Source organism: Actinomycetota bacterium, from assembly GCA_028698215.1.
Lineage (GTDB): Bacteria > Actinomycetota > Humimicrobiia > Humimicrobiales > Humimicrobiaceae > Halolacustris.
This window is the reverse complement of record JAQVDY010000026.1, coordinates 1-22,820: the sequence shown is the minus strand read 5'-3', so window position 1 is coordinate 22,820 and position 22,820 is coordinate 1. Positions and strand designations below refer to the sequence as shown.

Here is a 22,820-nt window from a genome sequence, read left to right as displayed (position 1 = left end):
CATAAGCTTCCAATATCTTAGGGTTGGACATAGAATAATAAACATGGTTGCCTTCTTTTTTGGTTCTAACTACCCCTTTAGTCCTCAATATGGCCAGGTGCTGTGAGAGGTTGGCCTGGGGGATACCGGTTTTTTCTATCAGGTCATTTACGGTAAGGGAACCATGGCGGAGTGAGTCAATTACAGCTTGCCTCCTAGGATTGGAAAGAGTTTTGCAAACATCAGCATGTAGAACATAGAAATTATTTTTCTTCATTTGTTTTCCATTCATTTATATATGCATATTAAAATATTATGGGTATATAGTCAATAAACTGTAGTGGTTAAAGGGCAGCAATAAAGATATGGCATATACAATAAGGGCAAGGGTGAACATTAAAAAATATGGCTTAAAACCATTAATCTGCCGTTGCTGGAAATGAAATATATACCAAATCATGTGTAGATATGGTCATGTTTATTTATCTGCTGTCCTGTTATTGTTTTGGGGGGCTTTGTGCTTTAGGTTTAAATTGTTACTATTTTTTAGGTTTCGGTAACCCTTGCCTGCTTGGGCCTTCTTTTTCTGAAGTGCTTTCCTTTTTTTATTCTTTAAAAAAGCAGCTGACATAAAAACATTCATGGTTCAAGTTGGTTTATTTATAATTTCAAGCTAACCATAGCATATTACAATTTAAAATCAACCAACGTGCGGCTGTACTATCGGCAGTCTACTCCATGGCATATTCCCAGTACTTTGCTCAGCTCTATCACAAAAGCTATTCCTGCTCCTGGTTTATCCAGACCAACTGCTGTTACCACGCTGTTTAGAACCTTATTGGTCTTTTCTTTTTCAATTATTATAAATATTATTTCTTTTTCAGGCTCAATGGGTATTCCCAGCAGTTTTGCCTTTTCATGTATGCCGGTGCCCCGGCCGTACACAATGGTACCCCCTTCAGCCCCTGCCTCCTTGGCTGCATCTAAAACCTGTTCAGATAAACCTTTCTTTACAATTACTACAATCAAATCATGCAGGTTTTCATATACTTTGTATTCTGGGCATGAGTTATGGTTATTCAAGGTTTCCTCCTTTTCTTTGAAAGATTATACCAAAAATTAAAATAGCAATGATAGGGGCCAGGGCTACTATGGAAACCAGGCCGAAACCATGCAGGATGGTATCCCTGCCTTCCATTACAGCGGCTGCCCCTAAAGATATGGATAATATGAAAGTGACGGTCATGGGGCCAGTAGCTACCCCTCCAGAATCAAAGGCAAGGGAAGTAAACCTGGGCCCAGCGATAAAAGCCAAGATAAAGGCTAGGGTATAGCCTGGCAGTAAAATAAAGATGAGCGGTATTTCAAACACTATTTTAGCCATAGCTAAAGCTACTGCTGCTGCTACCCCTATGGATAAGATGTATAGCATAGCTTTCTCTTTTAAATAGCCGCTGCTAGAATTTTCCACCTGGGAACACAGTATCCTTACTGCCGGCTCTACCACGGTTACCACAAAACCCAGCAAGAATCCTATGGGGATTAAGATCCAGCGGTAAGAGCTGCTTCCTATTGTCTCTCCAATTATGGTTCCAGCAGGCATAAAGCCAATCTGCACCCCGTATAAAAACAGGACCAGTCCGATAAAGGTTAGCAAAAATCCTTTCAATATATTTTTAAAAGTTTTTCTAGCTATTTTCAAAACCAGGAGTTGGAAAACTACAAAAATCACAAATATGGGTACCAGGGCTATGGATACCTCTATGATCAGGTTTAATAGAATCGATGGTACGAATATTTCACTCAATTATAAATCACCCCTAAAATCAATACAGTGATTATGGGTCCGATGGAGGCCAGGCCAATGAGGCCGAAGCTATCCATATTTCTGGATTTTGATCCCAGCACCGCAGTTAGGCCCAGGCCCAAAGCCATGATAAAGGGAACGGTTATGGGGCCAGTGGTAACCCCCCCAGCGTCAAATCCTACTGGTATATAATTCCTGTGGCTGAAAAAAGACAGTATCAGTATGACCAGGTAACCCCCCAGCAGCATATATATAATGGGGATCCGTAAAATTATTCTTAAAAAAGCAATAAGGATAAATACCCCTACGCCAATGCCTATCATGGCAATAAGGAGTATTTTGCTTATCTGTCCCTCTGATACCAGGTCTACATGGGAGGCTAGTACCATTACATCCGGTTCAGCAATGGTAATGGCAAACCCTATTAAAAAACCCAGCAGCAGCAGCAAAATTACCGAGCCTTTGCTGGATAAGGCAGATCCTATCATTTCTCCAATGGGCAGCAGCCCGATTTTTAATCCCTGCAGAAGTATAGTAAGTCCCAAAATCACCAGCCCTGAGCCTATAAGGAATTTAAAAAATATTATCCAGGGCATCCTTATAATGGAAAGCTGCAGCACGGTTACTATCAGTACCACTGGCCCTATGGTAAGCAGGGTTTCCCGTACTATATTTTTAAGTCTTGCCACTATCCTCATTATGATTAGCCTAAGTTTTAATTAGCTAAAGAATCACCGGAACTTGGTCCTATTATAATACTAAAAAGCCTGAAAAAGAAAAAGCAGGGTTAGCTTAAGGCCGGTTTTCTTAAAAAAAGCTGTATTAATATTTTTAGCCAAAACCGGCCTTAGTGTTGTAGAATACTAAATGCCATGAATAAGAATAATTATAGATATTTTGACCTTATAGTGGGGCTGTTTGTAGCAGTGCTTTTGATTTCAAATATTGCTTCTACCAAGATAGTGCAAATATGGAGATTTACCTTTGATGGAGGCACGGTACTTTTCCCCCTGTCCTATATATTTGGGGATGTGCTAACTGAGGTTTATGGTTACCGGAAAAGCAGAAAAGTAATATGGATTGGGTTCTTTTGTGCTTTACTGATGTCGGTGGTCCTGGCTTTAATCGGAAGCATAAAGCCTGCTTCCGGCTGGGAATTCCAGGATGCTTATCAGGCTATTTTAGGCCAAACCCCACGAATAGTTACCGCTTCCCTGATAGCCTATTTTTTAGGGGAGTTCTCCAATTCCTATATCCTGGCCAGGATGAAAGTGGCTACCGGGGGCAGATGGCTGTTTGCCCGCACTATTGGCTCTACGGTGGCAGGGCAAGGAATAGATACAGTAGTGTTTGTGCTGATTGCTTTTGGGGGACTGTACAGCTGGGCTCTTATCGGGTCTATCATATTATCCAATTATATATTTAAAGTAGGCATGGAAGTAGTACTTACCCCCGCTACCTATAAGGCAGTGAGCTTCCTTAAGCAGAGGGAAAAAGTGGACCACTATGATTATGGCACCAATTTCAATCCCTTTCTGTTCTGGAAAAGCTAGTCTTCCAAATCCTCAGGGTAAGGATACCTGTAATGGCCTACAATAGTATGTTCCAGCAATACGTCCACTTCACTTACCTTGCCCAGGTCTCCGGAGGTCATCACCACCAGGGGGATCCCCTGGTCATTGGTATTGGGAGATATTATGCCTCCCATGTCTTGATGGGGGTTATCCGGATCCAGCTGGAAGTAAACAAAATCCCCCGGCTGCCAATGAATATTGTTGTTCTCACTTTCAGGATCATACTCAATGGAAAGTTCCAGGGCATTTCTGCTAAAGAAGGTTTCCTGGAAAAAGACATGCCTGAAATCAATATATTTTATAGGTTCATCCCGGTCCACTATGTCCATAGGGTACGCGCTGGGATTATCACTCATATCCTGGTATATAAGTTCCATCAAATCATAGCCGCAGTCTCTTAGCACCAGGGCAATCACATCGGTAGAAATAGCAATATTTTCCGGAGGATAGCCGGTATCAGGATACAGTTCATACTCATAGGTCCTGGGGTCTTCCAGCATTTCCAGGGTCTTTAGGGTAATCTCCTTCTGAATATCGGATATTCCCATGGTTTCCTGGGTGTCTTGGGGTTCAGCCTGAACTGTAGTGAGCTCGGCTTCAATATCTTCTTCCAGGGTGGCTTGGTTCTGTTCACTTATCTTTTTTTCAGCTTCTTCAGTTTTCTTATCAACAAAGTTTAGGGTTATTTCATCCCGGGGATATTTCTGGGTGACCTTAAACAGGGTATCCGGCAGTTTGGTTACCACTTCCTGGTAAAATGCTTTTAAAGCGAAAAACTGAAGTACGGCAATGATTATCACTATGTATACCAGGTATATATAGTTACGGGCCCTCCTGGGTTGTTTTCTGGTTATCCTCATGATTGACTATTATAGTAAATATGGAAGGAATTTGAAATCCTATTTATACTTTAATAAGGGAGGGTATGCTAATATATTGACATATCTAAATATATAATTATAATTTAGGGGTGATTAAACATGGGAGATTTAAAACAAATAGTCAATGCTTTAAAAGCCATATCAGATGAAGGAAGGTTGAGGATAGTAATGCTTCTTCATTATAAGCAGGACTTATGTGTATGCGAAATTAAAGAGATCATAGGATTATCCCAGCCTACCATATCCAGTCACCTGAAGCAGCTCCAGGGAGCGGGTATACTGGAATCCAGCAAGGACGGCCTGTGGGTTAATTACCGTCTGGCCAAGGATATGGATGAAAACATCAAAAATATTATAGGGCAGATTTATGATTCGATTGGCAAGGATAGGGAGCTGCAGAGGGATCTGAAGAGGATTTCAGAAATTAACCGGCACAGTATTTGCAAAGGATAGCACAGTTATGAAAAAGAAAAAAGTTTTGATTCTTTGTACAGGTAATTCCTGCCGGAGCCAGATGGCAGAAGGGTTTTTAAAATATTACTGTCCCCACTGGCAGGTGGAAAGCGCGGGAATAAACCCTACCAGGGTAAACCCTTTAGCCATAGAAGTTATGGCAGAAAAGGATATTGATATCTCGGGGCAAAGCTCTAAAAGCGTAGGGGAATTCGTAGAGGTGGAGTTTGATTACATCATAACTGTTTGTGACCACGCTAAAGAAGCTTGCCCTGTTTTTCCCGGTAAAGGCAAATACAAGCATTGGAGCATAGAAGACCCGGACCGGGGCATATACTCCCAGGACAGGAGGAAAATAGATTTTAGAACAGCCAGGGACAATATTGAGGAACATATAAAAAAGTTTGTTAGGGAGGAAGGCTGCTAATGATAATTTTTTTGGAAGCAGTTAGAAGCGGTTGGGCCGGCTTGTTGGAGTATTTGTCTGCCCATGTACTGACCTGTTTGGTACCGGCCTTCTTTATTGCTGGCGCTATTGCCGTATTTGTATCCAAGGGTGCAATACTAAAATACTTTGGAGCCAAGGCTAAAAAATGGCTGTCCTATAGTGTGGCTTCTGTTTCCGGAGCCATACTGGCGGTATGCTCCTGCACCATACTTCCCCTGTTTGCAGGAATAAGGAAGAGGGGGGCCGGCTTGGGTCCGGCTATTGCTTTTCTGTATTCAGGGCCGGCCATAAATATTTTGGCCATAGTGTATACGGCCAGGCTCCTGGGGTATGACCTGGGCATAGCCAGGGGCATAGGGGCAGTGTTGTTTTCAATAGTTATAGGGCTCCTTATGTCGGTTATATGGGCCAGGGATGAGAGAAGATTCCAGGACCAGGGCAATTTTGTAGCGGCTGCGGGGCAAAGCGAGCATCCCAAACCCAAATATATAGGTATAATATTTTTCCTGTCCCTGCTGGGTATCTTAATTTTTGGGGCAGCCCAGATGTGGATATATGCCGGGGTATCCCTGGCAGTACTCATAGTGATATTAATAGTAGGGTTTAAAAAAAATGAGATAAAGGATTGGCTAAAGGAAACCGGAAAGCTGGCCTGGCAGATTTTTCCCATACTGCTGGCAGGGGTATTTATTGCCGGGGTAATAAAATACTTTTTGCCCCAGAGTGTGGTGGAGACCTGGGTGGGAGGCAACAGCCTGCGGTCTAATTTTTTAGCTTCAATATTTGGGGCCCTGATGTATTTTTCTACCCTTACCGAGGTCCCCATAATAAAGGCTTTGATGGACCTGGGTATGGGCAAGGGGCCGGCACTTACTTTACTGCTGGCAGGGCCTTCCCTTTCCCTGCCCAATATGATAGTCATAGGCAGGATCATGGGATTTAAAAAAACACTTACATATGTATTTTTGGTAGTGGGCATGTCTACTTTTATAGGCATGTTTTTTGGGCATTTTTTTGGTTAAAAGTTAAAGGAGGAGATATAAATGAAAGTACAAATTTTAGGAACAGGTTGCCCCAAGTGCAAACAAACTGAACTCAATGCCATGGAAGCATTGACCAATTTGGGCATTCAGGCGGAAGTGGAAAAGGTTACCGATATAAACCAGATAGTGGATTTTGGGGTATTGGCTACCCCTGCCCTGGCCATAGATGGTGAAGTTGTATTTTCAGGAAGGACCCCGTCTGTACAGGAGATAGAAGGCGTATTGGTAAAATAACTTGCTGGGGAGTTTAAACCATGGAGAAAAAAACAGGTTTGCCTTTATTTGAAAAATTTCTAACCCTTTGGGTGGCTTTATGCATCGCTGCGGGAGTAGCCATAGGCAGGTTTCTGCCTTCAGTTCCCCAGACCCTAAGCCGTTTTGAATATGCCAATGTGTCTATACCGGTAGCTATCCTTATATGGCTGATGATTTATCCCATGATGTTAAAGATTGACTTTGCCAGTATTTTAAATGCTACCAAAAAGCCCAGGGGCCTTACCATTACCACCGTGACTAATTGGCTGATAAAGCCTTTTACCATGTATGCTATTGCTTATTTTTTCCTGCACATTGTGTTTGGCAGGCTGATATTAGTTCCCCTGGCCAATGAATATTTGGCAGGGGCGGTGCTTTTAGGGGCTGCTCCGTGTACAGCTATGGTGTTTGTGTGGAGTTACCTGTGCAAGGGGGATCCAGCTTATACCCTGGTCCAGGTAGCGGTAAATGATATCATAATATTATTTGCTTTTGTTCCTATTGTAGCTTTTCTGTTAGGTTTGACTGATGTTTTTTTGCCATATAATACCCTGTTTTTATCAGTGGTATTGTTTGTAGTAATTCCCTTTGCTGCCGGTTATATATCCCGGGTTTTAATTATAAAGAGGAAGGGAATTGAATACTTTGAAAATGTATTTTTACCTAAATTTAAAAATATTACTGTAATCGGGCTGCTGCTTACCCTTATAATAATATTTTCTTTCCAGGGCGACATCATTATAGCCAACCCGGTACACATTTTATTAATCGCAGTTCCCCTGGTAATACAAACTTTTTTCATCTTTACTGTAGCTTATGGCTGGGCCAGGGCCTGGAAATTATCCCACCAGGTGGCAGCTCCCGGGGCCATGATTGGGGCCAGTAATTTCTTTGAGCTCTCAGTGGCAGTGGCCATATCCCTTTTCGGTATGCAGTCCGGGGCTACTTTAGCTACCGTGGTGGGAGTACTGGTGGAGGTTCCGGTAATGCTGGCTTTGGTAAGCATTGCCAACCGGACCAGGCACTGGTTTCCAGTTAAGAAGAAATAAGGAGGTTTACATGCTGTTTGAAAGAGTGCTGTTTTCCATAGATTTTTCCCAGGAATCCAAGCTGCTGCTGAATTGCACTGATGAATTTAGGAGTTATGGCATGAAAGAGGCAATACTTGCCCATGTTGTGGATATAAGGTCAGCAGGAGGAAATGCTTCCGAACTGGCAGCTTTTAATAAAGAGAAACTGGATAGGATAAAGGAAGAATTAAAAGCAAAAAAAATTGAGGCAAAAATAGCTATAAAAATTGGCTTTCCGGCAGAGGAGTTAAACAATATTGCCCAAAAGGAGAAGGCTTCCATGGTATTGGTGGGCTCGCACGGGGGAGGCTTTATCAAAAGCCTGTTTTTAGGAAGCACTGTTTTTGACCTGCTAAGGATTACCGGAACTCCCTTGCTGATAGAGCGGTTTAAGCAGGAAGAAGGAAAATTGCAGCAGTACTGTAGATTAAAATTTCCCAAGGTCTTGATAGCTACTGATTTTTCAAAATGTTCTGCTGAGCTGCTGAAAGTAGTTGGTGAAAATAGGGAAATCTTTAAGCAGTTATATTTACTGCATGTAATTGAGAGGGCTCCCAGCAAAGAGGAATTTGAAAAATTAAAGGAAGATGCCCATGCTGTTCTGCAGGAAATTAAATCGGGTATGGGAGGCGGTATTGAAATATTCACTTACATAAAGGTGGGAGATGCTGGTAAAAAGATAATAGAAACAGCGCAAATGGAAGGTATTACTTTAATCATGTTATCCAAAAAGGGCAGCGGAGGCATAAGGGAAATGCTATTGGGGAGCACTGCCCAGGATGTAGCGTCCCGGTCTACTAAAAATGCAGTGCTGATAATACCATGCTAGAGGCTGAATTTGTTGATCAAGTAAATTAATTTAGCAGATATGGCTTAGGATTGGGAGAGCACTTAAAGATATTGAAAGAATGGGGCATAGAACTTAAAATAGCTTACCCCTATGCCTGGTAGCTTTGCCTATGTTTTTAAAAGAAGGTATGGGCAGAAAATTAACCAAATCTAATACAGCATAAAACCAGGATTGAAAATACAAATAAGGGGAGACCTTAATGAAAAATAGAACAATGATCATTATAATAACCGCCGCCTTGGTCCTAATAGCTGCCGGTGTTTTTTTAACTGTTAGGGGTTTTTCGCCTAATACAGAAGCAGGGGTGGCAGGAGATGGTTTTCCTGTGGAAGGCAAAAGCTCGAATTTAACGGTGGCAGAAGAGGAAGGACAAATAGATTTGGAGCAAGATGAAGGCCAGCAGCAGGAAGAGCAAACTGGTATAGATGAAGAAAATCTAGAAGCAGAAAAAAAAGAGCTAGAAGAAACCAGTATAGGAGAACAGCCCCCCGCAGAAGACCTTGGCTTAAAACAGTATTACAGCCAGATGACGGGTTCAGGGCAGCCTTCCATTATTGTATTTTCCTATGATGCTGAATGTTGCGAAAGCACCAGGATATTTTTTGAAAACTACAACCGCCAGGCACAAGGTATTATGGAAAGCTACCAGGATAGCTTTAATACCCTGTTTATAAATACCGGGACCCTGTCTTCAGAAGATATGCAAACTGCTTTAGAAATTGCTAAAGACACCGGAGCACTCTCCCTGCCGTCTTTGGTGGTGCTTGATTCCCAAGGGCAAGCCTATAAAGTGTTTGAAGGTACTTTCCAGGCTGAAGAGGTAGAAGCTTTGCTGGAGGAGCTAAAGAATGCTTAATATTGATGTAAACAGCAGCTTATATGTAGTATTAGCCATTGTTTTTTCCACCGGCTTTATAAGCGGGCTTAGCCCCTGCACCTTGCCCACCATAGTGTTTGTAACCGCCTATGTGGGAGGGGCAAAAAGCAAAAGCAAGAAAAAAGGATTCATCCTGTCTCTATTCTTTATTCTGGGCATAGCCTTAATGCTTTCCCTGTTGGGAGTTTTTGCCGGCCTTATGGGAAAGATTATCAGCAATGCTGTCGTTCTTAATATAATTATAGCAGCAGTTCTTCTGGTAATGGGCTTGTGGCTGCTGGGGACCATAAAGATAAATACCAATTGGAGCTATGCAAAAATTAATCCTAAAAAGGGAAGCGGTGTACTGGGAGCTCTTCTATTGGGTATCCCTTTTGGCATTGCCGCTTCTCCCTGTACCATGCCGGTTACCATGTCAGTATTGGCCTTTTCTTCCCTCAAGGGAAGTGTTCTTTATGGTATGTTGTTGATGTTTGTGTTTGCCATGGGCAGGAGCATACCACTCCTGGTGGCAGGAACTTTTACTGGAATCATTAAAGAACTGTCACTAATATCCAAATATCAGCCGGTTATAGAGAAGGTCTCAGGGTTCATATTAATCGGCCTGTCCGGCTATTTTATTTGGCAGGCAGCGGCAGGCTGATACTTTGGTTAATAATTTTCTAAGGTCTTTTAAGATAATTTATGTTGGTATGCTTAGGCCTTAATTAATGTAATTGACATTTATATGTAATAAACATATAGTTAGCTTATTAACAATTTATTTTAGGGCAATGAAGCAATTAGCCAGCAATTATATTACAGCGATAATTATTAATGCCATAGCCATTGGGTGGCTCATATTCTCGGTGGTAAAAAGCAAAAAGAAAACCAAACAGTCTTTAAAAATAGCTGTAAAGACCTTTATCAAGATCCTTCCTTTGATTATTATAATTGTAGTATTTATTGGTTTTTTACTGGGCTTTTTCCCTCCCCAGCTTATTTCCAATATTGTTGGTGAACAAGCAGGTTTCTGGGGAGTGCTGGTTACTGCGGTACTGGGCTCAGTTTTATTTATCCCTGCCCTTATATCTTTTCCCCTGGCTGCTTCCCTTTTAGAGAGCGGTGCTTCGGTCATGTCTGTAGCTGCTTTTATTACCACCCTTACTATGGTAGGGGTTACCACCTTGCCTCTGGAGCTAAGGGAAATGGGCCGTAAGATGACTATTTTAAGAAATGTGCTAAGTTTTATATTTGCACTGGCCATAGCAGCTATAATGGGGTGGATATTATGAAAGACTTAAAACAGGCTCAGCAGGGTAAAAAAAATAACCGCAAGGATATCTTGGCTATGGCCGTGGTACTGGCAGCAGCTGCCATAATCCTGCTTATCTTTCCCCATAAGGCAATGCCGGTGCTTACCGTGTCTGGAAATTACCTGATGGAGCTGGTGCTGGTGCTGCCGGCAGTTATGGTAATAATTGGGTTGTTCTCGGTATGGATTCCGGATCAGACGGTAGTTAAATATATGGGGCATGCTTCAGGTATTAAGGGAATATTTTTATCCCTGGCTCTGGGGATGCTTCCTACCGGGCCCCTGTATATTGCTTTTCCTATGGCGGCTGCCCTGCTGGGAAAGGGGGCCAAAAGGTCTAATATAATTATCTTTATATCCGCCTGGGCCTGTATCAAGCTTCCCCAGGAACTGATAGAGGTACAGTTTTTAGGTTTAAATTTTACCCTGCTCAGGCTGGGTTTAACCCTGGCTTTTGTTATAGCCATGGGCTTGATAATTGAAAAATTAATGGACCTGACCGACAGGAAAAACATAAAGGTGGAGGTTAAAAAATAAGGTGGCGGAGATTTTTGATTTAATAAAACGTAAAGCTTATCCTTACCAGCAAAGAGAAAGAAATGTCTTGTATAAGCGCCCGGAGTTTAAAGCCAGGATTATAGAGCTGGCCAGTGGCGGCGGGATAGCTGAGTGCCGAATGGCCGACCATGTCATATTTATAGGTCTTGAGGGCCAGGCTACGGTTACTATTGACGGCCAGGCAGAAGAAGTCAGCCAGGGGAAATGTTTGGTAGGAGGGCCTGGATTGTTTTCCATGGAGACCGAGTCGGGGGCAAGGTTGCTGGGTATTCAAATAAAAACGGTTAAAAAAGATTGAATTAGGGATAATATAAAATGCATAAAATGGACAGTAACTGCTTCTGCCGCGGAGGCAAAATGGGAAGGCTGCTGGTGCCGGCTATGCTGCTTTTGCTGGCTGAAGAATCTTCCCATGGATATGAGCTGGCAGACAGGTATCAGCAGCTGGGCTTAACTGAAGCTGAAAGCGATGTGGGGGCCATATACCGGACCCTTAAAGCTATGGAAAAAGATGGTTTTGTAAAATTTAGCTGGGAAACCCATAGCCAGGGACCGGCCAAGAAGGTTTACAGTATCACTCCCGCCGGATTAGAGCTTTTACTGAAATGGGCCCAAGAAATAGGTGACCGTAAGCGTAAGCTGGACCGATTTTTGGGAAGGGTAAACCAGGTAATTATAAAGCAGTGACTTTCGGCTGCATACATTTAAGCTTTGCTTTTTTAGAAACTACTTTATACTATATTAGCTAACATTTAAAAATTACCTATTACTTATATTATCAGAGGGCAAATATTGAATACGAAAAGCAAACTGCTTACGGGAAATGAAGCTATAGCCAGGGGCGCCTGGGAAGCGGGTGTCACCGTGGCTGCTGCTTATCCCGGGACTCCATCTACAGAGATTCTGGAAAGCCTATCCACCTATGACCAGGTATATGCCCAGTGGTCAGTAAATGAAAAGGTAGCCTTAGAAATAGCTTCCGGAGCCAGTATGGAAGGAGCCAGAACTTTAGTGGCCATGAAACATGTAGGCCTTAATGTGGCTGCAGACCCTTTTATGACTTTAGCTTATACCGGAGTAGGGGGCGGCCTGGTGATAGTGACTGCAGATGATCCTGCCATGCACAGCTCCCAGAACGAGCAGGACAACCGTTACTATGCCTTAATGGCCAAAGTTCCCCTGCTGGAGCCCTCCGATAGCCAGGAAGCCAAGCAATATGTAATTGAGGCTTTCAGGCTTAGTGAAAAATATGATACCCCGGTCCTGTTAAGGACCACTACCAGGGTCTCCCATTCCAAGTCGGAAGTAGAGCTGTTGCCCCGGCTGGATAGGATTAAACCTGAATATGCCAAGGATAGCTCCAAATACGTAATGATACCCGGTTACGGGCGGCCCCGGAGAACCAATTTGATTAATAGATGGAATAGGTTAGCTGCCCATGCCGAGAATAGCCCGCTGCACTATATTTACCGGCCAGCTTGCAGCCAGGCTCCGGAGGTGGGTATGGTAACCAGCGGGATAAGCTACCAATATGCCCGGGAAGTATTTACTGGCATAGACATATTGAAACTAGGTATAACCTGCCCCCTGCCCCAAAAATTAATACAGGGCTTTGCCCGGGGAAAAAAATTACTGCTAGTGGCAGAGGAGCTGGAACCTTTTTTGGAGGACCAGATAAAGGCGCTTGGCCTGGGAGTAGAAGTGGCTGGTAAACAATATTTTCCCCAGCAGGGTGAGCTCAGCCTGGCCATAATGAAAGAGGCTTATACCCAGCTGTTTGGCAGCCGGGGCCAATCTCCTTTTTCTCCTGCCCCCCAGGAAGTACCTTCCCGGCCTCCGGTGCTTTGTGCTGGTTGTTCCCACCGGCCGGTGTTCTATGTGCTCCATAAATTAAAAGTAAGGGTGATGGGGGACATAGGCTGTTATTCTTTGGCGGTACTTCCTCCATTGAATGCTATGGACAGCCTATTGTGCATGGGAGCAGGAGTAGGGCAGGCTTTAGGCATGGAGAAAGCCAACCCGGATATAAAGGGGAAAGTGGTATCAGTAATTGGGGACTCCACCTTTTTCCACTCTGGAATTACTTCTCTGGTGGATAGTGTTTATAACCAGGGTACCGGGGTTATAATTATCCTGGATAACCGTACTACTGCTATGACCGGGCATCAGGCTAATCCAGGCATGGGCAGTACCTTGCAAAAAGAGCAGGTACCGGTGGTTTTACCCGAAAAAATTGCGGAAGCAGCAGGAGTAAAAAATATACAGGTAGTAGATCCCTATCAGTTGGAACAGTTGGAAAAAGTGATTAAAAAAGAGCTGGCCCGGGATGAATTATCGGTGATTGTGTGCAGGCAGGAATGTGTGCTGTTAAAAAAAGAGGGCATCCAGGAGCGCTTTTTCATAGATCAGGCGGTTTGCCGCGACTGCGGGGTTTGCCTTAAGTTCGGCTGTCCTGCCATACAGGTAAGAAAAGGCAAGTATTTAATTGATGGGATAATGTGTACCTCCTGCGGGGTTTGCCCCAGCCTGTGCAAGTTTGGGGCCATAAAAAGGGAGGGGAGATAAAGTGGAGGATAGAAAAACCTGTATCCCCCAAAACGCTGGACAAGATATCCAGGAAGATATCGTATCAGTGCTTTTAGCCGGGGTAGGGGGCCAGGGCATAATACTGGCAGCAGCCATTTTAGCAGAAGCGGCCAGGTTAGGCGGGCTGGAGGTTAAGCAATCAGAGATCCACGGCATGTCTCAAAGGGGTGGAAGCGTGGTAAGCAGCGTCAGGCTGGGCAGGCAGGTCTTTTCTCCTACTATAGACAGGGCTGATTTTATAGTGGCTTTGGAGAAGTTGGAAGCCTTAAGATATGCCCACCGGCTGAAGAAAGCAGGACTGATGCTGATAAGCGATTATGAAATAGCCCCGGTGTCTTTGTTTACCAGCAAACAGCAATATCCTTCCCACCTGGAAGATAAAATAGCTAAAACTGGGGTTAACTGCCAATTGGTGGACGCCCAACAAGCTGCCTGCCAGATAGGGCATCCCAAAACAGTCAATGTAATAATGCTGGGGGTACTATCCAGGCATATGGATTTAAGCTTACAGTGCTGGCTGCAATCTATTGAGCAAAATGTGCCCTTAAAGGCAGTTGACATAAATCTGGAGGCCTTCCGCAGGGGCCGGCAATATTAACTATTCAAGGGGATAAAGATGCCTGTGCAGCAAATTACAGTGTTTTTGGAAAACCAAGCCGGCAGGCTGGCAGAAGTTGCAAAAATACTTAAAGATCATGATATTAATTTGCAGGGGTTTTCCACTACTGAGGCCAGGGATTACGGTATATTGAGGCTGGTGGTTTCGGATACCCAAAAGGCCAGGGAATTTTTGAAAGAAGCAGGATTTACTACTCATGTGGCAGAGGTTATTTGCCTCAAAGTAGAAGATAAGCCGGGGCAGCTGTCCAGAATACTGGAGATACTGGCTGGCCAGCAACTCAATGTAGATTATATTTATGTAATAGCCGGCACTAAAATAGTGCTAAGCGTAAAAGATATCAAAAGGGCAGAGCAGGTATTGGCCCAGCAGGGGGCAATGCTTTGCCAGCAGGGTTTGTAACTATGCCTATTATTTATTCATGGCATTAATTCTGTTATGATATGAATTTATAGCATGAAATAGGCCAAAGGCGCCTGCCTAAAAAATAGGGGCCAGGACGGCGGCATGCAGGGCGCTATTTTTATTCTTTAAAAAATAATTTTGGAAGTTTTAGGGAGACATATCTTAGTGGAAAACAGTTATTGGGAAGCTGAATATGAAACCATGTCCCGGGAAAACCTATACCAGCTTCAGGCGGAAAGGCTCAAGAATACCCTGATAAGGGTATACAACGAGGTGGCTTTTTACCGGGAGAGGCTGGATCAATGTGGGGTAAACCCCTACAAGATCAATAGCCTGGAAGTACTGGACCAGATCCCTTTTACCACCAAGGAGGATTTAAGGCTTAATTATCCTTTTGGCATGTTTGCCCGCCCTTTAGAAGAGATTGTAAGGATACATTCTTCATCGGGTACCACCGGCAATCCTACTGTAGTAGGTTATACCAAAAAGGATATAGCGATGTGGGGTAACCTCATAGCCCGCAATCTATACAGCGGAGGGGTAAGGGAGAAAGACTTAATCCAGAACAGCTATGGATACGGGCTGTTTACAGGAGGGCTGGGCCTGCATTACGGGGCAGAGCTTTTGGGAGCTACGGTTATCCCTGTATCGGGGGGAAATACGGAAAGGCAGATAAAAATAATGCAGGATTATGGGTCCACCGTGCTTTGCTGTACTCCCTCCTATGCCTTATATATTGCAGAAGTTGGGCGGGAAATGGGCATAGATTTTTCCGTTTTGCCTTTAAAGCTGGGTATCTTTGGAGCTGAACCCTGGACAGTAGAGATCCGCCGGGAAATTGAGTCCAGGCTGGCTATTGACGCCCTGGATATTTACGGCTTAAGCGAAATAATGGGACCGGGAGTGGCCTGTGAATGCAGCCAGAAGGCAGGCCTTCATGTGGCTGAAGACCATTTTATAGTAGAGATTATAGATCCGGTTAGCGGCAAAAGGCTAAAGCCGGGCCAGCAAGGGGAGCTGGTATTTACTTCCATTACCAAGGAGGGAATTCCAGTATTAAGGTACCGGACCAGGGATCTTTCTGCATTGGAAACCGGCCAATGCCGATGCGGCAGGACTCATGCCAGGATGGCTAAGCCCAGGGGCAGAACTGATGATATGCTTATCATCAGGGGAGTTAATGTATTTCCTTCACAGGTAGAAGAAATACTGATGAAGGTAAGGGATATAGAGCCCCATTATCTTATAGTATTGGATAAAAAGAATTACCTGGATACCATAGAGCTGTGGGTAGAGGTATCAGAGGAAGTATTCAGTGAAAAAATGAATGAGCTGGAGGCTTTTGAGTCATCCATTGAGCATAGACTGTATTCTGCTATAGGCATACATATAGATGTAAAGCTAAAAGAGCCCAAAACCATTGGCAGGAGCATTGGTAAAGCCCAAAGGGTTTTAGATAAAAGGAAAAAAGATTAATCAGCCGGCAAAAGATAATTTAAGGGAAAAGATAGGTAAACTGGTGGAAAAAGAACTGGACTATATCTCCACCTTATACCCTTTTGACCTCAGGCCGCATTTTGATTACCGGATGCTTTATACCCAAGCCTTAACTTGCCTTAGCCCTGTCCAGGACGATACCGGCAATTCTTCTTTTGGCACTAAACTTGTAAGCCTGGCTGCGGGCATTGAGCTGCTGGGCCTGGGATGCTATTTTCACCGCTTTAATTTAACCCAGGGCAGCCGCAGCACCCTGGACCCGGATCATAATCAATATACGCTTGATTTGCTGCTGGGAGATATATTGTATTCCAGGGCGGTAAATTACCTGGTAAAGTTTGAGGATATGCTTATTTTTGATGAAGTAATTAATTCCCTTAAATCAATGCATCAATCCCGCCTCCATATATACCAGCAGATTACAGAAGGGGCAAAAGAAGGCTTACCGGTCAGTCCTGTAGTGGAGGATGACCCTTACCTGCTGGGCCTAAACTCCCTGTTTAAAAACTGTTTCTTAATTGGGTATAGCATTTTCCCCCCTCCCTGGCCCAGGGATGTAGGGGAAAATATTGCCAATATTTATGGTTATGTAAACCATATAACCCTTCTTAAAAGCTGCGTGGAGATGGAGGGATGGCTTAAGCTTTTGGAGTGTGGCGGCCAGGATATATTGCAGGGTAAAATTAATAATATTCTAAATCAGCTGCAGGACCTTTTAGGCCAGCTGGACCTGAAATGGCTGCAGCAGCGATGGGAAAAAATGGTAAGCGAAGTGGGGGGAAGATACTAATGAGAGCGGACCTGGTACTGCTGCATGCACCCAGTGTATATGATTTCAGGAAAAGAACCATAATGTATGGGCCCATGAGTGATTTGGTGCCCAGTACCCCTATTTTTGAAATGTATCCCATTGGCTTTTTAACCATGGCCAATTACCTTAAAAAAAAGGGGATAAAAGTAAGGATTGTAAACCTGGCTTACCGCATGCTAAAAGATAATGAATTTGATGCGGAAAAATTTATAAGCAGGCTGGATGCTTCTGCTTTCGGGATTGACCTGCACTGGCTGCCCCATGCCCAAGGCTCTTTGGAAGTGGCCCGCCTGGTAAAAAAATATCATCCTGGTACCCCCGTTATTTTCGGGGGGTTTTCCGCTTCCTATTTTTACCAGGAGTTAATAAATTATGATCAGGTGGATTATATACTGAGGGGGGATTCCACGGAGATTCCCCTGGCTATGCTGATGCAGGCTATAAAACATAACGATGGCAGCAGCCTGGAACGGATACCCAATTTGGTATACCGGCAAGATAAAGAGGTCAAAGCCAACCCCCTTAGCTGTATTTCTACCGACTTGGAAGAGATAGATTTTGATTATACGGTTATGTTTGACATGGCTTTAAGGTACCTGGATGTTAAAAGCCTGATGCCTTTTAGCGACTGGCTCAGGTATCCTATTACTACTATACCGGTGGTAAGGGGCTGTAATTATAATTGTTCCGGATGCGGGGGATCGGCCACTGCCTTTAAGGATTTTGCGCATCGCCAGAAGCCTGCTTTCCGGTCGCCCCGCAGGCTGGTGGCTGAAATCAGCGAGATCGGCAAATATATTAATGCCCCGGTGTTTATATTGGGAGACATAAACCAGAATGGAAGAGAATATGTGGAAGAATTTTTTGGACAGGCAGCCGGTCTGCCTTCAGGTATCCAGATTTTCTTTGAATTCTTCCAACCACCTGAAAACTGGTTTTTTGACCGTGCACACAGTATTTTTAAAAATGTACTGTATGAGATCAGCCCCGATACCCATGACAGTTCTATAAGGGAGGCTATGGGCAAACCCAGGTTTACCAACCAGCAGCTCATGGAGTGCATAAAATACGCCTTAGGGAAGGGGGCGGTAAGATTTGACCTTTATTTTATGACCGGGCTTCCCGGACAGGATAAGCAGTCCGTGCTGGATACGGTTGATTTCTGCCAGGATATTTACCAGCATCTTAACTGGGATCCCAGGTTTATGCCCTTTATATCTCCCATGGCTCCCTTTATGGATCCGGGAAGCAGGGCTTTTGCCCAGCCCCATAAATTTGGTTACAGCCTTACCAGGACTACTCTGGCCCAGCATGTAGAGGCTATTACCCAGCCTTCCTGGAAATATATTTTAAATTACCGCAGCCAGGCCATAAGCAATGACGATTTGGTGCAGTCCACCTACCAGGCCGCCCTGGGGCTTAACCTGCTTAAGGGCAGGGCAGGCTCTATTTCCAGTCATGTTATGGAAGAGAATGAAAGGCGCATAGAGAAGGCCATGGAGGTTATGGGCCAGATTGATGCCGCCATGGGCATGGAAGACGAAGAGGCTAGGGAGGTCTGCCTGGATAAGTTAAAGCAGGCTAGCGACAGTTACAGCATGTCTACGGTTTGTGAAAAAAAAGAGTTGGAGTTTCCGCTGTTTAACCGGGGATTTAATTGGTTTAGAATAATAAGCAAGGTATTATTTAAAAAATAGAAGAATATGGTGGAAAAATTTGAGATATCCAGCTTCCTGTCCGCAGGCTTGAAACAGCTGGAAAAGTATTTATATGATTTTACCCACAGCCTGGAGGGCAGGTTAAAACGGGGGGTTTCCAATACCCTGCTGGCCGGAGGCAAGAGAATCAGGCCAGCCCTGTTTTTGATATGCGCCAAGAACAGCCATTATGATTTGGACTATCTTTTGCCGGCAGCAGCAGCCATAGAAATAATTCATACTGCTTCCCTGATACATGATGATATTATCGACCGCTCTTCTCTCAGAAGGGGAAACCCTACCATACACCATCTTTATGATAATGATAATGCTAAATATATAGGAAATTACCTGTTTACCCATACCTTTTCCCTGCTTAACAGCTATAACCGTCCCCAGATACTAAAGCAGATGTGTTCTGCAGCAGAGCATTTGGTAAGGGGGGAGTTTGACCAGCTTAAACAGAACCAGAAATTGGATCAGGGTGAAAGTTATTATTTTGACATGATTGATAAAAAGACTTCTTCCCTGTTTAAAGCCTGCTGCGTGCTGGGGGGAATTTTGTCTGATTCCAGCCCCGGGGAGATAAACAGCTTGGGTAAATTTGGAAAACTGCTGGGTATAGCATTTCAGATAAATGATGATTTGCTGGACATTGATGTAAAGGAGAGCCAGGATATTGGGAAGCCCATAGGCAATGACTTAAGGCAGGGAAATTTAACCCTGCCTGTGATATATGCTTTAAAGAACAGGCAGTTCAGCCAGGAAGCGGTCAAAATATGGGGCTGCCAGCCGCTAAGTGAGAGCAATATAAGCAAGATTCTTACCATGATCAAGCATACCCAGGCAGTAGATATTACCAGGGCCAAGTTAAACTATTATATACAGGAAGCCAAAAAGGCCATATCCGGTATAGGGGGCGCAGAAAGGCGGGAAAATATGTTAAAAGTATTGGATTATTTTAAATCATGAACAGTATTTTTTCTTTAATCCTGGAAGTATTGAGTATCACCGTTCCCATATTTGTGGTAATACTTATAGGATTTTTTCTAAGACGAAAAAAAATTATAGGGGATAATGCGGTATCAGGCTTGAACAGTTTAGCCTATAATGTAGGCCTGCCCGCATTGATTTTAATGAGCATTATCCAGTATAACCTTTCCGAGATATTCAATTTCAAGATCATCATTACCATTTACTGCGCCTATATAGTGTATTTGGCACTTATATTGATAGTGGCTGCTTTAAGCAAGTCAACCCCCAGGATCAAGGGGGCTATGCTGGTTTCTTCCTACCGCTGTAATATGGCTTTTATCGGGTTTCCTATTATAATATCCGCCTACGGCAGCCTGGCCCTGGCCAAAGCCAGCCTGATAGTAGTGTTTTTAACCCCGATAAATGTCATTACCAGCGTGCTAATTTTTAAAATTTTTAACCGCACTGAAGAAAAAATCAGGATTAAAAAACTATTACGGGACCTGCTGCTGGATCCTTTGATACTGTCTGCAGTGCTGGGGATAATAATTTCATCCATAGGGGTAACCATTCCTGTTGCAGTAAACAGCGTACTGGATATACTCTCTTCCATGTCCATTGGGATCGCCCTGCTGGCTATCGGAGCCTCATTCAGGCTGTTTCATATCAAGAGCAATATCAGGGCCCTTACCTTGGTCAGTCTGGGCAAATTAATAATAATGCCGGCCATAGCCCTGGCTTTTGCCATGCTGGTATTTAAGGTGGCTCCCATAGACCGCAATATTATAGTGGTGCAGTTTTCCATGCCCCTGGCAGTAATTGCCTATGTGATGGCCAAGCAGTATCATTCCGATTCCGACATGCTATCTTCTTCCCTGATTATAACTACTATTCTTTCTTCCTTGACCATTTCCGGATGGCTGTTGTTGCTGAAACTGTTCTAATTGTACAGCAATTGGTACATATAGTAATTGGCCATGACCTTTTTAACATAATCCCTGGTTTCGTCATAAGGTATATTTTCTACGAATTCATGAATATCCTTATCGCCCCACCTGGATACCCAGCTGGCCATGGCTCCGGGGCCTCCATTATAGGCGCCGGAAGCATAAAATTTATTATCGCCAAATCCGTTTAATTGCTGTGACAGGTAATAGGAACCCATGTTTATGCTGATTTCAGGGTCAAACAGCTGGTCTGCATCATATCCCTGCAGGCCCAGGTCTTGGGCTATGCCGCCACCGGTAGCGGGCATAATCTGCATCAGCCCCCTGGCTCCCGCATATGACCCGGCGTCGGCCTGGAACCTGCTTTCCTGCCTCATTACCGACAGTACGAATAAGGGGTCTATATGGTATTTATAGGCATATTTTTCTACCAGGTCCTGGTAAGCATAAGGATGCATAAGATAGTAATAGTAATCCCGGTAGCTGTCTTTTAGGCCGTAATTTAGGCTGCTTAGGTGGCGGGACAATATGCTGATGCTGTCAGTGTAGTCTTGTGACTGCTGGTACAGGGTAGACAGCATCAGCAGCTGGACCGGATTATTATCCACTTCCTGCTGGCCGGCAGTAATTTCTAATGCCGCACTGTCCTTTATCCCTATTTTTAGCAGCTCTAATGCCTTTTTGATATGCCAGGCTTCTTCCATGCCGGCACTCTCATCTTCAAGAGGCTCATATACCTGGGGGACTACCTGTTTGATTTCAGGGTTAAAAGGATTGGCAGACTTATCTATGGCCGGCAGGTAGCCAGCTATATTGGCCTGCGCCAACAGGTCCTGGGCGGCGAAAGCATAATATGAATAGGAGTTAAGCCCTACTATTTGCCCCAGCAGCTCTGCTGCTGCCTGGCCCTGGCCTTGTTTCTGCAGGCACCTGGCCTGCCAGAACAGGCCTTTTTCTTCCAGTTCAGTGCTTTTAAAACTGCCAGCCATTTGTGCAAATATATCCTTAGCCTGGTTCCATTCCTGGCTGCTGTAATGTATCCATCCCAGCTCCCACAGCACTTCTGACAGCCGGTCCCCGCTGGGATACTGGTCGATTACCTGCTGGTAATGCTTAATGGCTAAATCCATCTGGTCTTCAAAGAAATAGATTCTTCCTATACGGTACAGGGCATCATCGCTAAGGTTGCTCTGGGGGTATTGGTCTATTAGTTTTTGGTAGTAGTCTATAGCTTCCTGGTTTAAGCCTAGGTTGGTAGCCACCCGGCCCAAAAAATAGAGGCTGTCGTCGGCCAGGTCATTAGGTGCTGGGGCCTGGTAGCATTGAAGCAGGTATTGTTCCGACTGGGAATAGTCCCTTAAATTGTAATAGCACATGCCAATCCTAAATAATGCTTTTGCCTTTATCTGGGTATCTGCTTCAGGATGCTGCAGCACCTGGTTAAGCTGGTCTAAAGCCTGATAATAGCTGTAGCTCTGGAAAAATGTCTCCCCCCTCTGGTACAGCTGCTCTGGAGTAGGGAAGAATTCCGGCTGGCCTTCTTCTATTAGCCGGGATAGGCTGGAAAAGGCAATTTCAGCATATTCATTGGTGGGGTAGTTCAGCCATACTTGCCGGTAATTTTCATAGGCTTTTTCTATATTTGAGTTTTTTTCCTGGCAGAAGCCCAGCTGAAACCGGCCATAAGCAGCGTAGCTCGATTCAGGGTATTGGTTTAAAAATTGCTGATACCATGTTTCAGCCTGGGGATAATCATTTTGTATAAAAAGTAGGTCTGCATATTCCAGGGCTGCCTTTTCTGCCCATATGCTTTCCTGGTAATCCTGGATCAGCGTATAGTAGTACTGCTGGGAAAGCCCGTATTTTTCCTGCAGCAGCAAGGATTTAGCCAAGTAATAATATATGTGGTCCTGAAGTATGGTATACTGGTCCTTGATTTTATTAAAATAGAATTCTGCCTGGAGGTATTGCTGCTGTTGGTAATGCTCCACCCCTTTCAAGAAGTAGTCTCTCTGGGTTCCGGTATCCAAACTGCCGTAAAGATTTTTAGGGGCAAACTCGTCAGTTTCCTCTTCTTGCCCTGTTTCAGGTTCCTGGGCAGGCTGCCCGGTTTCTTCTACCTTTTGGGGTTCAGGTTCAGGGCTGGGGGCAGCCTGTTCCGGTAGGGGCTGGCAGGAAAAAAGAAGCCATACCA

The 22,820-nt window shown here is 44.2% G+C and carries 27 protein-coding genes; 21 read left to right on the top strand and 6 right to left on the bottom strand.

Annotation, left to right across the window (positions count from 1 at the left end):
- From PHN32_07475 to PHN32_07460, 4 genes are all read right to left on the bottom strand, one after another.
- Positions 1-256: metalloregulator ArsR/SmtB family transcription factor (locus tag PHN32_07475; protein MDD3777431.1), on the bottom strand; the 256-nt coding region annotated here is incomplete at its 3' end.
- A 443-nt stretch (positions 257-699) separates the two neighbouring features.
- Positions 700-1,062, bottom strand: coding sequence for a P-II family nitrogen regulator (locus tag PHN32_07470; protein MDD3777430.1), 363 nt, complete (start codon positions 1,060-1,062; stop codon positions 700-702).
- Positions 1,055-1,786, bottom strand: a complete 732-nt coding sequence (locus PHN32_07465; GenBank protein MDD3777429.1) for a DUF1538 domain-containing protein — start codon at positions 1,784-1,786, stop codon at positions 1,055-1,057. Before PHN32_07465 ends, PHN32_07470 begins: the two co-directional genes overlap by 8 nt.
- Positions 1,783-2,484, bottom strand: a complete 702-nt coding sequence (locus PHN32_07460; GenBank protein ID MDD3777428.1) for a DUF1538 domain-containing protein — start codon at positions 2,482-2,484, stop codon at positions 1,783-1,785. Before PHN32_07460 ends, PHN32_07465 begins: the two co-directional genes overlap by 4 nt.
- Before the next feature lie 174 nt (positions 2,485-2,658).
- Here PHN32_07460 and PHN32_07455 point away from each other — a divergent pair, with 174 nt between their 5' ends.
- Complete coding sequence (locus tag PHN32_07455) at positions 2,659-3,339, top strand: queuosine precursor transporter (protein ID MDD3777427.1); 681 nt, start codon at positions 2,659-2,661, stop codon at positions 3,337-3,339.
- Here the strand turns inward: PHN32_07455 and PHN32_07450 are convergent.
- Complete coding sequence (locus PHN32_07450) at positions 3,336-4,220, bottom strand: DUF1287 domain-containing protein (GenBank protein ID MDD3777426.1); 885 nt, start codon at positions 4,218-4,220, stop codon at positions 3,336-3,338. The two genes, PHN32_07455 and PHN32_07450, sit on opposite strands and share 4 nt — an antisense overlap.
- 120 nt (positions 4,221-4,340) lie before the next feature.
- On the opposite strand from PHN32_07450, the gene PHN32_07445 reads away from it, so the two are divergent.
- From PHN32_07445 to PHN32_07350, 20 genes are all read left to right on the top strand, one after another.
- Positions 4,341-4,694: a metalloregulator ArsR/SmtB family transcription factor gene (locus PHN32_07445; GenBank protein MDD3777425.1), complete on the top strand. Its 354-nt coding sequence runs from the start codon at positions 4,341-4,343 to the stop codon at positions 4,692-4,694.
- A 7-nt stretch (positions 4,695-4,701) separates the two neighbouring features.
- A complete protein-coding gene (locus PHN32_07440) occupies positions 4,702-5,121 on the top strand; it encodes an arsenate reductase ArsC (GenBank protein MDD3777424.1) in 420 nt (139 codons plus the stop codon).
- Positions 5,121-6,164 carry a permease gene (locus PHN32_07435; GenBank protein MDD3777423.1) on the top strand — a complete coding sequence of 348 codons (1,044 nt, stop codon included), beginning with the start codon at positions 5,121-5,123 and terminating at the stop codon, positions 6,162-6,164. The genes PHN32_07440 and PHN32_07435 overlap by 1 nt, the downstream gene beginning before the upstream one ends.
- Positions 6,165-6,185: 21 nt before the next feature.
- The gene (locus PHN32_07430) at positions 6,186-6,419 is read left to right on the top strand and encodes a thioredoxin family protein (GenBank protein MDD3777422.1); all 234 of its coding nucleotides are present in this window, start codon (positions 6,186-6,188) and stop codon (positions 6,417-6,419) included.
- 20 nt (positions 6,420-6,439) lie between these two features.
- Positions 6,440-7,489: an ACR3 family arsenite efflux transporter gene (gene arsB / locus PHN32_07425; GenBank protein MDD3777421.1), complete on the top strand. Its 1,050-nt coding sequence runs from the start codon at positions 6,440-6,442 to the stop codon at positions 7,487-7,489.
- Positions 7,490-7,499: 10 nt separating this feature from the next.
- The gene (locus tag PHN32_07420; GenBank protein ID MDD3777420.1) at positions 7,500-8,339 is read left to right on the top strand and encodes a universal stress protein; all 840 of its coding nucleotides are present in this window, start codon (positions 7,500-7,502) and stop codon (positions 8,337-8,339) included.
- A gap of 220 nt (positions 8,340-8,559) precedes the next feature.
- Entirely contained in the window at positions 8,560-9,216 is a 657-nt protein-coding gene (locus PHN32_07415; protein MDD3777419.1) for a hypothetical protein, read from the top strand.
- A complete protein-coding gene (locus tag PHN32_07410; protein MDD3777418.1) occupies positions 9,209-9,880 on the top strand; it encodes a cytochrome c biogenesis protein CcdA in 672 nt (223 codons plus the stop codon). The genes PHN32_07415 and PHN32_07410 overlap by 8 nt, the downstream gene beginning before the upstream one ends.
- Positions 9,881-10,010: 130 nt before the next feature.
- The gene (locus PHN32_07405; GenBank protein MDD3777417.1) at positions 10,011-10,511 is read left to right on the top strand and encodes a permease; all 501 of its coding nucleotides are present in this window, start codon (positions 10,011-10,013) and stop codon (positions 10,509-10,511) included.
- Positions 10,508-11,068 (top strand): permease, encoded by a 561-nt coding sequence (locus PHN32_07400; protein MDD3777416.1) that lies wholly within the window; start codon positions 10,508-10,510, stop codon positions 11,066-11,068. Before PHN32_07405 ends, PHN32_07400 begins: the two co-directional genes overlap by 4 nt.
- A 1-nt stretch (position 11,069) precedes the next feature.
- On the top strand, positions 11,070-11,387 hold the full coding sequence (locus PHN32_07395) for a hypothetical protein (protein ID MDD3777415.1): 318 nt from the start codon (positions 11,070-11,072) through the stop codon (positions 11,385-11,387).
- 17 nt (positions 11,388-11,404) lie between these two features.
- Entirely contained in the window at positions 11,405-11,776 is a 372-nt protein-coding gene (locus tag PHN32_07390; protein ID MDD3777414.1) for a PadR family transcriptional regulator, read from the top strand.
- Positions 11,777-11,881: 105 nt separating this feature from the next.
- A complete protein-coding gene (gene iorA / locus PHN32_07385) occupies positions 11,882-13,654 on the top strand; it encodes an indolepyruvate ferredoxin oxidoreductase subunit alpha (protein MDD3777413.1) in 1,773 nt (590 codons plus the stop codon).
- 1 nt (position 13,655) lies between these two features.
- Positions 13,656-14,273: an indolepyruvate oxidoreductase subunit beta gene (locus tag PHN32_07380; protein MDD3777412.1), complete on the top strand. Its 618-nt coding sequence runs from the start codon at positions 13,656-13,658 to the stop codon at positions 14,271-14,273.
- A gap of 18 nt (positions 14,274-14,291) precedes the next feature.
- Entirely contained in the window at positions 14,292-14,696 is a 405-nt protein-coding gene (locus PHN32_07375) for an ACT domain-containing protein (protein ID MDD3777411.1), read from the top strand.
- A 204-nt stretch (positions 14,697-14,900) separates the two neighbouring features.
- A complete protein-coding gene (locus PHN32_07370; protein ID MDD3777410.1) occupies positions 14,901-16,175 on the top strand; it encodes a phenylacetate--CoA ligase in 1,275 nt (424 codons plus the stop codon).
- Positions 16,176-16,218: 43 nt separating this feature from the next.
- Positions 16,219-16,986 carry a hypothetical protein gene (locus tag PHN32_07365; GenBank protein MDD3777409.1) on the top strand — a complete coding sequence of 256 codons (768 nt, stop codon included), beginning with the start codon at positions 16,219-16,221 and terminating at the stop codon, positions 16,984-16,986.
- Complete coding sequence (locus PHN32_07360) at positions 16,986-18,704, top strand: TIGR04190 family B12-binding domain/radical SAM domain protein (protein ID MDD3777408.1); 1,719 nt, start codon at positions 16,986-16,988, stop codon at positions 18,702-18,704. Before PHN32_07365 ends, PHN32_07360 begins: the two co-directional genes overlap by 1 nt.
- Positions 18,705-18,710: 6 nt before the next feature.
- Positions 18,711-19,676: a polyprenyl synthetase family protein gene (locus tag PHN32_07355; GenBank protein ID MDD3777407.1), complete on the top strand. Its 966-nt coding sequence runs from the start codon at positions 18,711-18,713 to the stop codon at positions 19,674-19,676.
- A complete protein-coding gene (locus PHN32_07350; GenBank protein ID MDD3777406.1) occupies positions 19,673-20,623 on the top strand; it encodes an AEC family transporter in 951 nt (316 codons plus the stop codon). The genes PHN32_07355 and PHN32_07350 overlap by 4 nt, the downstream gene beginning before the upstream one ends.
- Here PHN32_07350 and PHN32_07345 read toward each other — a convergent pair.
- On the bottom strand, positions 20,620-22,820 hold a 2,201-nt coding region (locus tag PHN32_07345), incomplete at its 5' end, for a transglycosylase SLT domain-containing protein (protein MDD3777405.1). The two genes, PHN32_07350 and PHN32_07345, sit on opposite strands and share 4 nt — an antisense overlap.

Excerpts from the sequence above, each read along its gene's own strand:
- PHN32_07350 (MDD3777406.1), top strand. The coding sequence starts at position 19,673 with ATGAACAGTATTTTTTCTTTAATCCTGGAAGTATTGAGTATCACCGTT.
- PHN32_07405 (MDD3777417.1), top strand. The coding sequence starts at position 10,011 with ATGAAGCAATTAGCCAGCAATTATATTACAGCGATAATTATTAATGCC.
- PHN32_07375 (MDD3777411.1), top strand. The coding sequence starts at position 14,292 with ATGCCTGTGCAGCAAATTACAGTGTTTTTGGAAAACCAAGCCGGCAGG.
- PHN32_07360 (MDD3777408.1), top strand. The coding sequence starts at position 16,986 with ATGAGAGCGGACCTGGTACTGCTGCATGCACCCAGTGTATATGATTTC.
- PHN32_07445 (MDD3777425.1), top strand. The coding sequence starts at position 4,341 with ATGGGAGATTTAAAACAAATAGTCAATGCTTTAAAAGCCATATCAGAT.
- PHN32_07410 (MDD3777418.1), top strand. The coding sequence starts at position 9,209 with ATGCTTAATATTGATGTAAACAGCAGCTTATATGTAGTATTAGCCATT.
- PHN32_07415 (MDD3777419.1), top strand. The coding sequence starts at position 8,560 with ATGAAAAATAGAACAATGATCATTATAATAACCGCCGCCTTGGTCCTA.
- PHN32_07455 (MDD3777427.1), top strand. The coding sequence starts at position 2,659 with ATGAATAAGAATAATTATAGATATTTTGACCTTATAGTGGGGCTGTTT.
- PHN32_07420 (MDD3777420.1), top strand. The coding sequence starts at position 7,500 with ATGCTGTTTGAAAGAGTGCTGTTTTCCATAGATTTTTCCCAGGAATCC.
- PHN32_07390 (MDD3777414.1), top strand. The coding sequence starts at position 11,405 with ATGCATAAAATGGACAGTAACTGCTTCTGCCGCGGAGGCAAAATGGGA.
- PHN32_07400 (MDD3777416.1), top strand. The coding sequence starts at position 10,508 with ATGAAAGACTTAAAACAGGCTCAGCAGGGTAAAAAAAATAACCGCAAG.
- PHN32_07450 (MDD3777426.1), bottom strand. The coding sequence starts at position 4,220 with ATGAGGATAACCAGAAAACAACCCAGGAGGGCCCGTAACTATATATAC.
- PHN32_07355 (MDD3777407.1), top strand. The coding sequence starts at position 18,711 with ATGGTGGAAAAATTTGAGATATCCAGCTTCCTGTCCGCAGGCTTGAAA.
- arsB (MDD3777421.1), top strand. The coding sequence starts at position 6,440 with ATGGAGAAAAAAACAGGTTTGCCTTTATTTGAAAAATTTCTAACCCTT.
- PHN32_07440 (MDD3777424.1), top strand. The coding sequence starts at position 4,702 with ATGAAAAAGAAAAAAGTTTTGATTCTTTGTACAGGTAATTCCTGCCGG.
- PHN32_07435 (MDD3777423.1), top strand. The coding sequence starts at position 5,121 with ATGATAATTTTTTTGGAAGCAGTTAGAAGCGGTTGGGCCGGCTTGTTG.
- PHN32_07430 (MDD3777422.1), top strand. The coding sequence starts at position 6,186 with ATGAAAGTACAAATTTTAGGAACAGGTTGCCCCAAGTGCAAACAAACT.
- PHN32_07460 (MDD3777428.1), bottom strand. The coding sequence starts at position 2,484 with ATGAGGATAGTGGCAAGACTTAAAAATATAGTACGGGAAACCCTGCTT.
- PHN32_07370 (MDD3777410.1), top strand. The coding sequence starts at position 14,901 with ATGTCCCGGGAAAACCTATACCAGCTTCAGGCGGAAAGGCTCAAGAAT.